Below are 13,963 nucleotides of genomic sequence, written 5' to 3' on the forward strand. Positions count from 1 at the left end.
CAGCCAGTAGCTAACAGCTAAGACTCACTGTCCGTAGTAGGAATTTACGCCGTGCTTGCGCTCGTAGTGTTTTTTAATCAACGCGTCTTTGAGGCGGGGCACGTCGGCGCGCAGCGTGGTGGTGAGGTAGGCCATGCGGGCCACTTCTTCGAGCACGGCGCTGTTGTACACCGCTTTGCTCACGGTGGGGCCCCAGGTGAAGGGGGCGTGGTTGGCCAGCAGCACCATTTCCACCTCGTCGGGCGCGAGGCCCCGCTGCGCGAACTCGTTCATGATCTGCCAGCCGGTTTCGTGCTCGTAGTCGCCGGCAATCATGGCGTCGGCCATCGGCGGGGCGCAGGGCACGTCGGCCGTGAGGTGGTCGGCGTGGGTGGTGCCCAGCACCGGAATGTCGAGCTGCGCCTGGGCCCACGCGGTGGCGTAGGTGCTGTGCGTGTGCACGATGCCCCCAATGTGCGCCCAGTGCTTGTAGAGCACGGCGTGGGTTTTGGTGTCCGACGAGGGCCGCTTCTCCCCTTCCACCACGCGATTGTCGAAGTCCACGATTACGATGTCGTCCGGCCGCAGCTCGTCGTAGGGCACGCCGCTGGGCTTGATGGCGAACACCTGGTTAGCGCGGTCCACCACGCTGGCGTTGCCGAAGGTGAAGAGCACGAGGCCGAGCTTGGGCAGCTGCATGTTGGCGTCGTAGCACACCTGTTTCAGGGCTTGGTACTGGCTCATGCGGCGGTAATGGCTTGCGTTTCGGTTTCCGCCACGGGCGCGGCCGGGCCGGTCGTGGCGGCTTCTACAAACTGGCCCAGGGCCTGGTACTGGGCGTAGCGGGCGGCGTAATCGGCCACGCGGGCGGGGTTGGGGGCATAGGTTTCGGCAAAGCCGCTGCCCATCGCCTTTTGGGCCGTGAGCACGTCGGGCTGCGCACCGGCGGCCACGGCCGCGTACATGGCCGCGCCCAGGGCCGGGGCCTGCTCCGACACCGCGATTTTGATGGGCCGGTCGAGCACGTCGGCCAGGGTCTGCATCACGAAAGCCGACTTCTTGGCCACGCCGCCGATGCCAATCACCTGCTTGATGGGAATGCCTTCCTGCTCAAACCGCTCCACAATCTGCTTCGAGCCGTAGCAGATGGCCTCCACCAGGGCCCGGAAAATCTGGGGGGCCGAGGTGCCCATCGTCAGGTTCGTCAGGGCCCCTTTCAGGGCCTGGTTGGCGTCGGGGGTGCGCCGGCCGTTCACCCAGTCTAGGGCCAGCACGTGGCTTTCGGCGGGGTCCACGGCGGCGGCGGCCTCGGTGAGGCGGCGCAGCAGGTTGTCGCTCAGTTCCTGGCGCAGGGCCCCCAGCTGCTCGGCGCTGAGCACCTTCGATTCCGTCAGGCCGGCCTGCAAGGGCCACTCCAACATGTTGCGGAACCAGGCCAGCAGGTCGCCGAAGGCCGATTGGCCGGCCTCCAGCCCCAGCATCCCGGGGATGACCGAGCCGTCGACCTGCCCGCAGATGCCCTGCACGAGGTGGTCGCCCACCTCGGCGGTGGGGGCCACCACAATGTCGCAGGTGCTGGTGCCCATCACCTTCACCATCGAGTACGATTCAATTTCACCGGCCACGGCCCCGGCGTGCGCATCGAAAGAGCCCACGGCCACTGCTGTACTGGGGCTCAGGCCTAACCGCGCGGCCCACTCGGCCGATAAATGGCCCGCCACCTCGTCGGCGGTGTACGTTTCGGTGAATAAACGATTGTGTAAACCGGCCAGCTTCGGGTCGAGGTAATCCAGGAACTGCTGCGGGGGCAAACCGCCCCAGCTCGCGTGCCACATGGCCTTGTGGCCGGCCGCGCACCGGCTCCGCTTGAAGGTGGCCAGCTCGCCGCCGGTGAGCGTCAGCGTCAGCCAGTCGCAGTGTTCCATCCACGAGTGGGCGGCCTGGGCCACGGCCGCGTCCTCGCGCACGATGTGCAGGATTTTCGCCCAGAACCACTCCGAGGAGTAGATGCCGCCTTCGTACTTGGTGTAGTCCTCGCCGCCCCAGGTGCGGGCCTTGTGGTTGATTTCGGCGGCCTCGGCCAGGGCCGTGTGGTCTTTCCAGAGCACGAACAGCGCGTTGGGGTTATCGGCGAACTCGGGCAGCAGGCCCAGGGCCACGCCCTGCGCGTTCACGGGGCCCGGCGTCGAGCCGGTGGTGTCCACGGCCAGGCCCACGATGCGGGCGGCGTCCACCTCAGCGGCCACGGCCCGCACGGTGGCTTCCAGGCCCTCGAGGTGGTCGAGCGGGTGCTGGCGGAACTGGTTTTTCTGGGGGTTGCAGTAGGCCCCGCGCTGCCAGCGCGGGTAGTAGTGCACGGCCTGGGCCACTTCGGCCCCGGTGCGGGCGTCCACCAGCAGGGCCCGCACCGAGTCGGTGCCGTAATCGACGCCGATGACGTAAGCCGGGGTTGGTTCCAATGGGTGAATGATTGAATGGGTGAATGAGTGAATGCGAGTGGAGCGGGCGAATGGAAGCTGCTGGACAGCAGCACGAAGGAGACGGGCAATGCCAATAAAGGCTGCCCATTCGCTCATTCGCCCCTTCACTGTTATTTCCGCACCCCGAACGTGTAGGTGGTGGCGGTGTGGTAGGTTTCGCCCGGCTTCAGCTCGGTGCTCGGAAACTTGGGCTGGTTGGGCGAGTCGGGGAAGTGCTGGGTTTCGAGGCAGAAGCCGGCGTGCTGGCCGTACACGGTGCCGCTGTGGCCGGTGAGGGTGCCGTCGAGGAAGTTGCCGGTGTAGAACTGCACGCCGGGCTGGTCGGTGGTCACTTCCAGGGTGCGGCCCGAGGCGGGGTCATAGACGGTGGCGGCGGGGTGCTGGCCGGTGGCCTGGTTCAGCACCCAGTTGTGGTCGTAGCCGCCGGGCACCTGCGCAATCCGCTCGCCGATGGCGTGGGGCGTAGTAAAATCAAACGGCGTGCCCTTGACGGGGCGCAGCTCGCCGGTAGGTATCAGGGTGGCGTCCACCACGGTGTAGTGGTCGGCGGGCAGCGTTACTTCGTGGGCCAGCACGTCCTTGCTCTGGCCCAGGGCCAGGTTGAAGTAGGCGTGGTTGGTGAGGTTGAGCACCGTGGGCTTGTCGGTGGTGGCGGTGTAGTCGATGCGCAGGGCGTTGGCGTCGGTGAGGGTGTACACCACCGTCACGTCGAGGGTGCCGGGGTAGCCTTCCTCGCCGTCCTGGCTCAGGTAGTGCAGCGTCAGGCTCTGGCCGTCGGTGGCGCGGGCGGGCGTGGCGGCCCACAGTTTGTGGTTGAAGCCGTCCTTGCCGCCGTGCAGCGAGTTGGGCCCGTTGTTGGTGGGGAGGGTGTACGTTTTGCCTTCCAGGACAAATTTGCCGCCCTTGATGCGGTTGCCGTAGCGCCCGATGAGGGCCCCGAAGTAGGGGTTCGACTTCACGAACGCCGGGCTCAGATAGCCGCTCAGTTCATCGAAGCCCAGCACCACGTCGCCCACTTTCCCGTCCTTATCGGGCACCCGGATGCCGGTAATCGTGCCCCCGTAGGTGCTGATGGTCACCACCATGCCGTGGGCGTTGGTGAGGGTGAAGAGACGGGCTTCGGTGCCGTCGGGGGTTTTGCCAAAGGCAGCGGACGTGGGCATGGGGGCAGAAGGGGTGCGAACGGAATCGGAAGCGGTACCGGGGGCCTGGGCGGCCCCTTGCTGGGCGGTGGGCTGCGAATTGCAGGCGGCCAGCAGCAGCAGGCCGCCGAGGCCCCCCGCCCCGAGGCGGCGGAAATGGGTCATGGAAGGAGCGGAAGTGAGGTAAACAACGGCGGGCCCGGGGCCCAAAACAACGGCTTTTTTTCTACAACGCGGCGGCCCGCCGCGCCGGGGCCCCGCGTGCGCCAGGGGCCCGCCCGGGGCGCGGGCGGGCCCCGGCGGCCGGGGGCTAGTACCCGGGGTTCTGCTTGATGCCCGGGTCGATGTCGATGTCGCTCTGCGGAATGGGCATGTACTTGGACACGCCCAGGCGGAAGTTGCTGAAGTCCGGGTCGCGGGTAATCAGGTCGTTGAGGCCGGCCTGGTTGTCGAGCAGGCCCCAGCGGTTGATGTCGAACCAGCGCTGGCCCTCGCCGGCCAGCTCGCGGCCGCGCTCGGCACGCATGTACAGGCGCAGGCTGCTCTGGGTGTAGCTGGCGGCCGAAATGGGGGCCAGGCCCACGCGCTGGCGCACCTGGTTCACGAGGGGCACGGCCTGGGCGGTCTGGCCCAGCTCGTTCAGGGCTTCGGCTTGCAGCAGCAGCACGTCGGCGTAGCGGATGACGCGGAAGTTGATGCCCGAGGTGAAGTTTTCGGGCGTGGTGCGGGTGCGGTCGTTCAGGTACTTGCGCCAGTACTGCTGGCTGGGGTTGTAGCCGAGCTGGGCGAAGGTTTTGCCGTAGAACTGGTCGGGGTTGAGGTTGCTGATGATGGAGACGTCGCGGCGGGGGTCGATGCGGTGTTTAGTAGTGCTGCCCGCCGCCAAAGCCACCGTCGAGTCGGTGTAGGCGTCCAGCAGCCAGCGGCGGGGCTGCACGTCGGAAAACGAGTAAATGGGCGGCCCAAAGAAGTTGGGCCGGTCGTAGCCCTCCGAAGCCGACGCGTTGTCCTGGCCCTGGCCCACGTCGAGCACCGCGCCCGAGTACTGCACCTCGAACACGGATTCGGCGTTGTTTTCGTTGGCGTCGGTGAAGTTGTCGAGGTAGTTGGGCACCAGTGAGTAAGTACCCGAGCTGATGATGGTGGCGAACAGCGCCGAAGCCTCGGTGTACTTGTGCTGCTGCATGTACATCTTGGCCAGCAGGGCCTGGGCGGCCCCTTTGGTCACGCGGCCCTTGTCGGCACCCCCGTAGGTCAGGGGCAGGTCGGGAATGGCGGCCGTGAGGTCGGCAATCACCTGGGCCTCCACCTCGGCCGGGGTGGCCTGGTGGGCCCGGGTGGTGGCCGTCGACTCGGTGATAATCAGCGGTACGTTGCCAAAAAACGAGTCGAAGTCGAAGTACATCAGGGCCCGCACGAACCGGGTTTCGGCCAACAGCCGGGCCTTCAGCGCGGCGTCCATCTGGATGTCGGGGATGTGGGTCAGCGCCTGGTTGGTGCGGTAAATCGTGCGGTAGTAGTCGTTCCAGGCGAAGGACGAGATGAAGAAGTTGTTGTTGGCCTGGATGAAGCGGGTGAAAATGGCCAGCTCCACGAAGGGGCTCTGGCTGAACGACTCGTCGGAGCGGGCCGTGATGAACTGCCAGGAATGGCCGTAGCAGGCGTACTGCTGCACCCCCGAGTAGCAGGCAATCACGCCCTTGTTGGCGTCGTCGGCCGTCAGCCAGAACTGCGAGGTCGACGGCGCGTTGGGGTTCGTTTTGTCCAGCAGGTCCTTCTGGCAGCCGGTGGCCAGCAGCAGGCCGCCCGCCAGCAGCACCGTGGAAATCTTAGAAAATTTCATATCAGGTTAGAAAAAAGACGGATGAAGTTGTAGGGCAGCCGGCGTTGGCTGGCCACGCCCCCGCAACATTAAAAAGTGGCCTGGACGCCGCCCGTGAAGGTGCGCACGTTGGGGTAGGCGCTGTTGTCGATGCCGCGGCCGAAGTATTCCGTGCCCGTAATCTCCGGGTCGAAGCCCGAGTACTTGGTGGAGGTCGCGATGTTGCGGCCCGTCACGTACACCCGCAGGCTGCCGATGGCGGGCACCCGGCCCAGCAGGGCCTTGGGGAAGGTGTAGCCAAGCTGCACGTTTTTCAGGCGCAGGTAAGACCCGCTTTCGAGCCAGCGCGTGCTGTTAAACAGCGAGTTGGAAGCGGCGGCCAGGCCCAGGTCGCCGGCCCCGCCGCCTTGCAGCAGCCGCGGCGTGGTGGTCGAGGGGTTGCTGGTCGTCCAGGGCTGCACGTCGGACTCGTAGTTGCTGGGGCCGTCGTAGCGCTCCAGGGCGTACTTGGCGCTGTTGTAAATCTGGTTGCCGCTCACGCCCTGGATAAACACCGAGATGTCGAAGTTTTTGTACCCGGCGTTCAGGTTCAGGCCGTATTGCAGCTTGGGGTAAGGCGTGCCCGTGTACACCCGGTCCTTGCTGTCAATCACGCCGTCGTCGTTGGTGTCTTTGTAGCGCACGTCGCCGGCCGAGGCGTAGGGCTCGATGACTTTGCCCGCGCTGTTTTTGTAATTATTTACCTCGTCCTTCGACTGAAAAATGCCGTCGAACGGTATCAGGAAGAACTCCCCGACCGGCTGGCCCACCGTGGTGCTGGTGATGCCAATGCCGTCGGGAATGGCTTGGCCGGGGGTGGGCAGGGCCGTTACTTGGTTTTTGAGCGTCGTCAGGGTAAAGTCGGCCCCGTAAGTGAAGCCCGCTTTGGTTTCGTGGTAGCCCAGGGCCAGCTCAAAGCCCCGGTTTTCGAGGTTGCCCGCGTTCTGGAACAGGGCTCCCCCGAAGTTGCCCAAGTACACCGGCAGCGTCACCGGGGCCAGGGCCTTGCGGGTTTCGGCAATGTAATAATCGGCCGCCAGCGTCAGGCGGTTACTTAAGAAAGCCACGTCCAACCCAATGTCCTTGGTGCGGCGTTCCTCCCACTGGATGTCAGGGCTGCTGAGCGTAATCTGCGTCGAGCCGTTAATGAATGTTTGGCCAGTGCCGAGTATGTAATTCACGTTCTGGCCGATGACGGGCGTGGGCAGATAAGCGCCGTAGTATGCCCCGTTCAGGGCTTCGTTGCCAATCACGCCATAGCTGGCCCGCAGCTTCAGGTTGTTGATTTGTGGCACCGCGTTTTTGAAGAACTCTTCTTCGCTGAGGCGGTAGCCCAGCGAGGCCGCGCCGAAGTTGCCGTAGCGGTTTTGCGGGGCGAAGCGCGACGAGCCGTCGCGCCGGAAGCTGCCCGACACCAGGTAGCGGTTCTTGTAGTCGTAGGTGGCCTGCGAGAAGTACGACTCGCGGGTGATTTCGCCCTCGGTGCCCCCCACCACGCCGGCGGTTTGGCCGGAACCCAGCTGGAAGTAGTACTGCGGCGTGGAGGTAAAGCCTTGCGTCTGGGCGTTCGTGTTGTGGTACTTGGTGTCCTGCTGCGAGTAGCCCACCAGCGCGTTCACGTGGTGGTCGCCGAAGCTCTTGTTGAAATTCAGCGTGTTCTCCGCCATCAAAAACACGTCGTAGCCCTGGTATTCGGTCAGCGACGAGGTGTTGATGGGCGTGTTCTGGCGCAGAATACCGTTTTGCTGCGCGTCGGCGTTGTTGTAGAGGTGCCCGTCGATGGCCAGGTTCAGGCGGTAGGTCAGGAAGTCGAAGATGGAGTAGTCCACCGTGAAGTTGCCCGCCAGGCGGTTGTCCGACTGCGTGCGGCGCAGCAGCTGCTGGGCCCCCACGGGGTTGGTGGCGAAGGTGTTCTGAACGCCGTCGCCCGTGCCGAAGCCCCCCAGGTTGGCCGGGTTGTACACCGGAATGCTGGGCAGGTACGTGATTACATCGATGAAAGGGAGCCCGTTCAGCAGCGTCGTGCCGATGTGGGTCAGCTGGGCATTTTCCTGGAAGCGGAAGCGGCCCTTGGTCAGGCCCGAATTCAGGCGCAGGCTGTAGCGCTTGAAATCGGGGCCCCGCACAATGCCCTCCTGGTGGAAGTACTCGCCGGAAATCAGGTAGTTGCTGGCGTTTTTGCCCTCTCCCGAGCCGCCCGAAAGGCTGAGGTTGTAGTCCTCGGTGCGGCCGGTGCGGAAAAACGCCTTCTGCCAGTCGGTGTCCGTGTTGGGGTCGAATTTACCGCCCGTTCCCTTCACCGCGCCGGCCAGGCTGTTCTGGCCGCTGTTCAGCGGGTCGAGGCCGGCGTTGGCGTAGGCCGTCACGGCCCGGTCGGCCCACTGGCTGGCGTTGGTCAGGTTGTAGCGCTTGTAGAGGTTGTCGACGCCCGCGTAGGCGTTCACGCCGATGGTGGGCACGCCGGCCTTGCCGCGCTTGGTGGTAATTTGCACCACCCCGTTGGCCCCGCGCGAGCCGTAGATGGCCGTCGAGGAAGCGTCTTTCAGGACGTTGAGCGTGGCAATGTCGTTGGGGTTCAGGTCGCGGATGTTGTCCGTCCAGAGCCCGTCAATCACGTAGAGCGGGCTGCTGCTGCTCGACCCCGCGCTGCCCGCCCCGCGGATGACGATGACCGGCGTGTCGCCGGGCCCGCCCGAGCCCTGAATCTGCACACCCGCCACCCGGCCCTGGATGCCCTGCACCACGGTGGCCACGGGGGTTTTGGTGGCCTCCTTCACGTCGAGGCTGCTCACGGCGCTGCTCAGGTTCTGGCGGTCCTGGGCGAGGTAGCCCACCACCACCACCTCGCTCAGGTTGCCGTTGGGCACCAGCTGCACGTCCACGGTGGCGCGGCCGCCCACGGCCACTTCCTGGTTGGCATAGCCCACGAAGCTGAACACCAGCGTGGCCCCGTCGGGCACGCTGGGCAGCGTGTAGCGGCCGTCGGCGTCGGTTTGGGTGCCCTGGCTGGTACCCTTCACAATCACGTTGACGCCGGGCACGCCGCTGCCTTTTTCGTCGGTGAGGCGGCCGCTGACCGGGCCGGCCACCGGCCGGGCCACGGGCGGCGTCGCGCCGCCCGTGGCCGTAAAGGCGAACAGCGGCTGCAAGGGCAGGCAGCAAAGCACCGCGGGCAGCAGCAGCCGGTGCATCTTGGGTACTGACTTTTTCATACTTAAAAAAGGGTGGGAAAAGAGAAGAAAAAACACAATCGATTGTGTAAAACCAGCAAAAAAAAGCGCCTTTGGAAAAGTGCTGAAGCAGGCATTAGCGGGGGCATTCCGGGGGCTTCCGTTTGGGGCAGCCACCCGTTTTCGTAATTTTAGGGCGGGTTGATGGGCGTAATATTAAGAAATAGTCGGGATGTGCCCAAAAAAATCCGGAAGAGTATTTATCTTTTTACGTTTCTCGACTTCGCTATCTGGTTTAAGAGAGCGTCAAAATGTGCCTTCACGGCTTGTAAACAAAGGATTGTGTAATTTTTTGCCCGGAGAAAAAAATTACTTTATCGTTTGTGTAAAACTGCCGTTTTTTCCGCTATTGGTCCGCCAGTGAAGCTCACCCGTAGCGCGTGGCGGCGGCCCGCGGGCTCGAAGGCGTAGGACAGTCCAAACCCGTAATAGGCGCAAATCTGCTGCACGATGCTCAGGCCCAGGCCCGGCGAGTCGGCGGTGGCGCGGTGCTTGCGGAAGCGCTCGAAAAAACGGGCCGGGTCGCCGCCGGGGTCGGCCCCGGGGTTGCTGATTTCGAGGGCCCCGGCGGTGAGGGTGGCCGTCACGTCGCCGCCCGCTTCGTTGTGCTTGATGGCGTTGTGCAGCAGGTTGTGGAGCAGCGAGTCGGCCAGTCCGGGGTGCATCTGCAGGGCCGGGGCGGGGGGCGCGTGCAGGCGCAGGGCCAGGCCCCGGGCGTCGAGCAGGGGCCCGAAGTGGCGGGCCTTTTCGGCCAGCAGCTCGTCGAGGCGCACGGGCACGGCGGCGGCAAACTGGCGGTTTTCGATGCGGCTGAGCAGGCCCAGGGCCTGGTGCAGGCGCGAGAGGCGGCGGGTGGCCCCGTACAGCTCGGCCAGCAGCGGGGCGGCGGCCGGGTCGGCTTCGAGGGCCGGCAGCTGGAGCAGCTGCTCCAGCTGGGCCTGCATGATGGCCAGCGGGGTCTGGGTTTCGTGGGCGGCGTTGGCCGTGAACTCGCGCAGGGTTTCGTAGTCGGCCACCAGGCGCTGGCTCAGGTGCGTCAGGGCCTGGTTCAGCTCGGCAAACTCGGCAATGGCGGGCGTGGGCAGGTCCAGGGGCCGGTGCTGGTGCAGGTCGTAGCCGCGCAGGGCCCCCAGCGTGTGCCGGAACGGGGCCCACAGCCGCCCCGCCAGCCAGCGGTTGAGCAGGGCGGCCCCGCCCAGCAGCGCCGCCAGCACCCCCAGCATGGCCTCCAGAATGACTTTCAGCAAGTCGTCGGTTTCCACCAGCGACTTGCGCAGCGTGACCCACACCGGGGGCCCCGCCGCCGGCCGCACCGCAAACGTGAGCTGCCGGTAGGGCACCCACTCGTGCTCCTCCGCATCGAGGAGGGCGGTGTCGGCAAAGCCCAGGGGCCGGGGCCGGGCGCTCACCGCCAGCTCCTCGTCGAAGGGGGGCGCGGGCAGGGGCCGGCCGGCTTCGGCCCGCTGCGTGAGCACCGCGCGGCGTTCGGCCAGCTGCTCGCCCAGCTCGTGGCGCAGGGCCCGGTTCACGCCGTAGTACAGGGCCCCGCTGCCCACCGCGAACAGCACCGCCGCCAGGGCCAGGTAGTAGCGGTTGGTGGCGGCGAGCAGCTTCATTGAAGGCAGTGAACAGTTAAGATAAGGTCGTCATGCTGAGCGCAGCGCAGCGGAGCCGAAGCATCTCTACTGCTGCGCTAACTCAATCGATTGGCTTACTGCCGCGGTAGAGATGCTTCGGCTGCGCGGACGCCAGATGAGCATGACGTTCCGACTGCTCAAATCTGCTCACTGTTTACAACTTACTCGCTGCTCAACTTATACCCTACGCCGTACATGGTGCGGATGTAGTGGTCGGCCCCTTTTTCCTGGAGCTTTTTGCGCAGGTTTTTGAAGTGGGTGTAGATGAAATCGAACGAGTCGGCGGCGTCCACGGCGTCGCCGCAGAGGTGCTCGGCGATGGCTTCCTTGGTGAGCACGCGGTCGGGGTTGGCGAGCAGGTAGAGCAGCAAATCGTACTCTTTGCGGGTGAGGGCCAGGGGCTCGCCGCGCACCAGCACCTCGGCCTGGTCGGGCCACACGAGCAGGTCGCGGAACACGATGTGGTGCTGCCCCTGGAACTGCCGCCGCCGGATGATGGCCCGCAGCCGGGCGTTCAGCTCCGACAAGTGAAAGGGCTTAACCAAGTAGTCGTCGGCCCCCAGGTCGAGGCCGGCGATGCGGTCTTCCAGGGTGTCGCGGGCGGTGAAGATGAGCACCCCGGCCGGCGAGCCGTCGGCCTTGAGGGCCCGCACCAGGTCGAGGCCGTTGCCGTCGGGCAGCGTCAAATCCAGCAGCACGCAGTCGTAGCGGTAGAGCTTGATTTTCTCGTAGGCCTGGGCAAAATCGGCCGCCACCTCCACCACGTAGCCGCCGGGGCGCAGCGAGTCCAGCAGGGCCGCGCGCAGGGCGGGTTCGTCTTCGACCAGCAGAAGTTTCATAAAAAGATAATCCGGCGGCGGGCGGTAGAGTTCGCCGCGCGGCCTGCGAAAGAACGGCGCAAAGCTGAGGAGTTTCTGTGGCGCGGCGGGGCAAGCCGGCCTCCGGGGCCGGCGGCACCAATTTTTCTTCAGAATTACGCCGCACTTTTACGGCGTTCGTTCGCGCTCCTCCCCTCCTTTTGTTCGCCTTGGTGATTTTCCTTTTTCGTTGGCTGGCGCTGGGGGCCCTGCTGCTGGGCCTGGGGGCCCCGGCGGCCCGCGCCCAGGTGCCCGCGCCGCCGAGCCTGGGGGGCCCGCCGGCCGCCGCGCCCGCGCTGCCCGGCAGCCCGCGCCGGCTCGACGATTTCCTGCAAGTGGCCTACGGCACCAGTCCACTGCTGCGCAGCTTGGGCAACCAAGTGGCCCAGAACCGCCTCGACAGCCTGCGCCGCAAGGCCCAAAACGGCTTGCAGATAGCCGGCATTGGGGCGGCGGTAGTGTCGCCCAGCATCACCAACGGCAGCGGCGAGCAGGTGCTGGGCTACGACCAGGCCGTGAGCAACGGCGGCAACTACGCCAGCTTCGCGCAGGCCACCAAGCCCGTGCTCAACCGCTTTCAGCTGCGCACCGACTACCAGATTCTGGGCAGCCAGGGCCAGGTGCTGCGCAACACCGGCCGCCTCTCGGCCCTGGACCTGCGCCGCACCGTGACAGACCAGTTCCTGACGGCCTACGCGGCCCAACTGCAACTCGACTTCAGCGAGCAGCTGCTGGCCCAGCTGCGGGTGCAGGACCGCCAGCTGCGGCAGCTCGTGGACGCGGGCATTTTCAAGCAGACGCAGTACTTGAGCTTTTACTTGTCGGTGCGCACCCAGGAGGTGACCGTGGAGCAAAACCGCCTCGGCTACCGGCGCGAGCTGGGGGCCCTGCGCTACCTCTGCGGCGTGGCCGACACGGCCCTGGTGGCGGTGGAGGCCCCCGCCCCGCCCCCGCTGCGGCAGCTGGCCGGGCTGGGCTCCATCGTGCAGCGCCAGTACACGCTCGACAGCCTGCGCTACGGCCTCGACCGCCGGGCCGTGGACGCGAGCTACCGCCCCAAGCTGAGCGCCGTGCTCGACGCGGGCATCCAGTCGTCGCAGCCCGGGCTGCTGGCCCTGGGGCACAGCGCGGGCCTGGGGGCGGGCTTTCTGCTGGCGCTGCCGATTTTCGACGGCCACCAGCGGCAGCTCCAGTACCAGCGCATCGACCTGGACGAGCAGAGCCGGCGCGGCTACCGCAGCTTCGCGACGGTGCAGCGCCAGCAGCAGTACGACCAATTGCTGGGGCTGATTCGGGCCTCGGAGGCGCTGTCGGCCCGCATCCGCGAGCAGCTGCGGGTGGCCGAGGCCCTGGTGGGGGCCGCCCGCCAGCAGCTGGCCACCGGCGACGTGGCCATCCTGGATTATTTGAACCTGGTGACCAGCTACCGCACCTTGCAGTTCAGCCTCACGCAGGCCGAAGCCGACCGGCTGCGCAGCCGGTTTGCGCTGGATTATTTAGCTGAATAAGAGCCATTATGCAACGTCATCACGTCACTATACAACGTCCTGCTCATCTGGCGTCCGCGTAACGGATTGGAGTCGAAGCATTTCTCCCGCTGACTAATTATGATTACTGCCGCAGTAGAAATGCTTCGACTCCGCTGCACTGCGCTCAGCATGACGTTTTTCTGGCTTGACTTTATGACCCTCCCGTTCCGCCCGTTCCTTTTCCCTGCCCTCCTCGCTGGCTTGGCCGCCTGCGGCTCCAAAGCCCCGGCCGAAGCCGACGCGCCCGCCGCCGAGGGCGACGAGCCGGCCGTGAAGCCCCGGGCCCTGGTGACGGTGGGCGCAGTGCAAACCGACACGCTCACCGACGTGCTGCGGCTCAGCGCCGTGTCGGCCTACCCGGCCAAGGACGCGCTGCGGGCCACCACCACCGGCTACGTGCTGGCCCCCGCCCCCGTGGTGGGCCAGGCGGTGCAGGCCGGCCAAACGGTGTTCACCCTCCAAACCAAGGAATCGAGGGTGCTGCACCTGGACCAGCTCACCGGCGACCCGCGCCTGAAGTTCAGCGGCCTCATCCGCATCAAGTCGCCCCGCAACGGCGTGATGGCCACCGTGGACAAGCTGGCCGGCGACTACGTGCAGGACGGCGAGCAACTGGGCCTGACCTACGACAAAAACCGCTTCGGCTTCATCCTCGACGTGCCCGTGACGCAGCTGCGCTACGTGCACACCGGCCAAAGCTGCCGCATCCTGCTGCCCGACGGCCGCGTGCTGCCCGGCCGCGTGGCCGAGGTGCTGGCCACGGCCGACGTGAGCATCCAAACCCAGCGCTACACCATCCGCCCCACGGGGCCCGTGCCCAGCCTGCCCGAAAACCTGGCCGTGCAAGTCGAGCTGGACCGCACCGCGCCCCACCTGGCCCGCACCCTGCCCCGCGGCGCGGTGCTCACCGACGAAACCCAGACCCAGTTCTGGGTGATGCGCCTGCTCAACGACTCCACCGCCGTGAAGGTCCCCGTGACCGTGGGGGCCCAGCAGCCGGCCAACGTCGAAATCAAGGCCCCCGCTTTTTCGGCCAAAGACAGGATTTTGCTCAGCGGCAACTTTGGGCTCGACGACACGGCGGCGGTGAAAGTGACTAAATAACTGATGTTACGCAGTCGTTGGGTGGGGATGCCCGTTTAGTAGGCTTATGACTAGGAAGTGTTAACAGTCACGCAGCCAGAGGACGGTTGCGGCCAGGTGAATAAAAGCCAGAAAATGCGCATCCAGCTTATCGTACCGGGTGGC

The 13,963-nt window shown here is 65.8% G+C and carries 9 protein-coding genes; 2 read left to right on the plus strand and 7 right to left on the minus strand.

Annotated elements, in window-relative coordinates; genetic code table 11:
- Positions 1-24 precede the first annotated feature (24 nt).
- The 7 genes from HNP98_RS15555 to HNP98_RS15585 form a co-directional block, all read right to left on the minus strand.
- The gene (locus tag HNP98_RS15555) at positions 25-723 is read right to left on the minus strand and encodes an L-ribulose-5-phosphate 4-epimerase (RefSeq protein WP_173811080.1); all 699 of its coding nucleotides are present in this window, start codon (positions 721-723) and stop codon (positions 25-27) included.
- Complete coding sequence (locus HNP98_RS15560; RefSeq protein ID WP_246275159.1) at positions 720-2,438, minus strand: ribulokinase; 1,719 nt, start codon at positions 2,436-2,438, stop codon at positions 720-722. Before HNP98_RS15560 ends, HNP98_RS15555 begins: the two co-directional genes overlap by 4 nt.
- A gap of 131 nt (positions 2,439-2,569) precedes the next feature.
- Entirely contained in the window at positions 2,570-3,766 is a 1,197-nt protein-coding gene (locus HNP98_RS15565; protein WP_246275160.1) for an aldose epimerase family protein, read from the minus strand.
- A gap of 145 nt (positions 3,767-3,911) precedes the next feature.
- On the minus strand, positions 3,912-5,444 hold the full coding sequence (locus HNP98_RS15570) for a RagB/SusD family nutrient uptake outer membrane protein (protein WP_173811082.1): 1,533 nt from the start codon (positions 5,442-5,444) through the stop codon (positions 3,912-3,914).
- A gap of 68 nt (positions 5,445-5,512) precedes the next feature.
- A complete protein-coding gene (locus tag HNP98_RS15575) occupies positions 5,513-8,674 on the minus strand; it encodes a SusC/RagA family TonB-linked outer membrane protein (RefSeq protein ID WP_173811083.1) in 3,162 nt (1,053 codons plus the stop codon).
- 332 nt (positions 8,675-9,006) lie between these two features.
- A complete protein-coding gene (locus HNP98_RS15580) occupies positions 9,007-10,308 on the minus strand; it encodes a sensor histidine kinase (RefSeq protein WP_173811084.1) in 1,302 nt (433 codons plus the stop codon).
- Between the two features lie 182 nt (positions 10,309-10,490).
- Complete coding sequence (locus HNP98_RS15585) at positions 10,491-11,168, minus strand: response regulator transcription factor (protein ID WP_173811085.1); 678 nt, start codon at positions 11,166-11,168, stop codon at positions 10,491-10,493.
- Between the two features lie 188 nt (positions 11,169-11,356).
- Here HNP98_RS15585 and HNP98_RS15590 point away from each other — a divergent pair, with 188 nt between their 5' ends.
- Positions 11,357-12,694, plus strand: a complete 1,338-nt coding sequence (locus tag HNP98_RS15590; protein WP_217425795.1) for a TolC family protein — start codon at positions 11,357-11,359, stop codon at positions 12,692-12,694.
- Between the two features lie 174 nt (positions 12,695-12,868).
- Positions 12,869-13,819, plus strand: a complete 951-nt coding sequence (locus HNP98_RS15595; protein WP_173811087.1) for an efflux RND transporter periplasmic adaptor subunit — start codon at positions 12,869-12,871, stop codon at positions 13,817-13,819.
- Positions 13,820-13,963: the final 144 nt, after the last annotated feature.

This window comes from Hymenobacter caeli (assembly GCF_013294115.1).
In the GTDB taxonomy this organism is placed as follows: domain Bacteria; phylum Bacteroidota; class Bacteroidia; order Cytophagales; family Hymenobacteraceae; genus Hymenobacter; species Hymenobacter caeli.

Coding starts and splice junctions, on each gene's coding strand:
- HNP98_RS15575 (WP_173811083.1), bottom strand. CDS start 8,674: ATGAAAAAGTCAGTACCCAAGATGCACCGGCTGCTGCTGCCCGCGGTG.
- HNP98_RS15595 (WP_173811087.1), top strand. CDS start 12,869: ATGACCCTCCCGTTCCGCCCGTTCCTTTTCCCTGCCCTCCTCGCTGGC.
- HNP98_RS15555 (WP_173811080.1), bottom strand. CDS start 723: ATGAGCCAGTACCAAGCCCTGAAACAGGTGTGCTACGACGCCAACATG.
- HNP98_RS15580 (WP_173811084.1), bottom strand. CDS start 10,308: ATGAAGCTGCTCGCCGCCACCAACCGCTACTACCTGGCCCTGGCGGCG.
- HNP98_RS15585 (WP_173811085.1), bottom strand. CDS start 11,168: ATGAAACTTCTGCTGGTCGAAGACGAACCCGCCCTGCGCGCGGCCCTG.
- HNP98_RS15570 (WP_173811082.1), bottom strand. CDS start 5,444: ATGAAATTTTCTAAGATTTCCACGGTGCTGCTGGCGGGCGGCCTGCTG.
- HNP98_RS15565 (WP_246275160.1), bottom strand. CDS start 3,766: ATGACCCATTTCCGCCGCCTCGGGGCGGGGGGCCTCGGCGGCCTGCTG.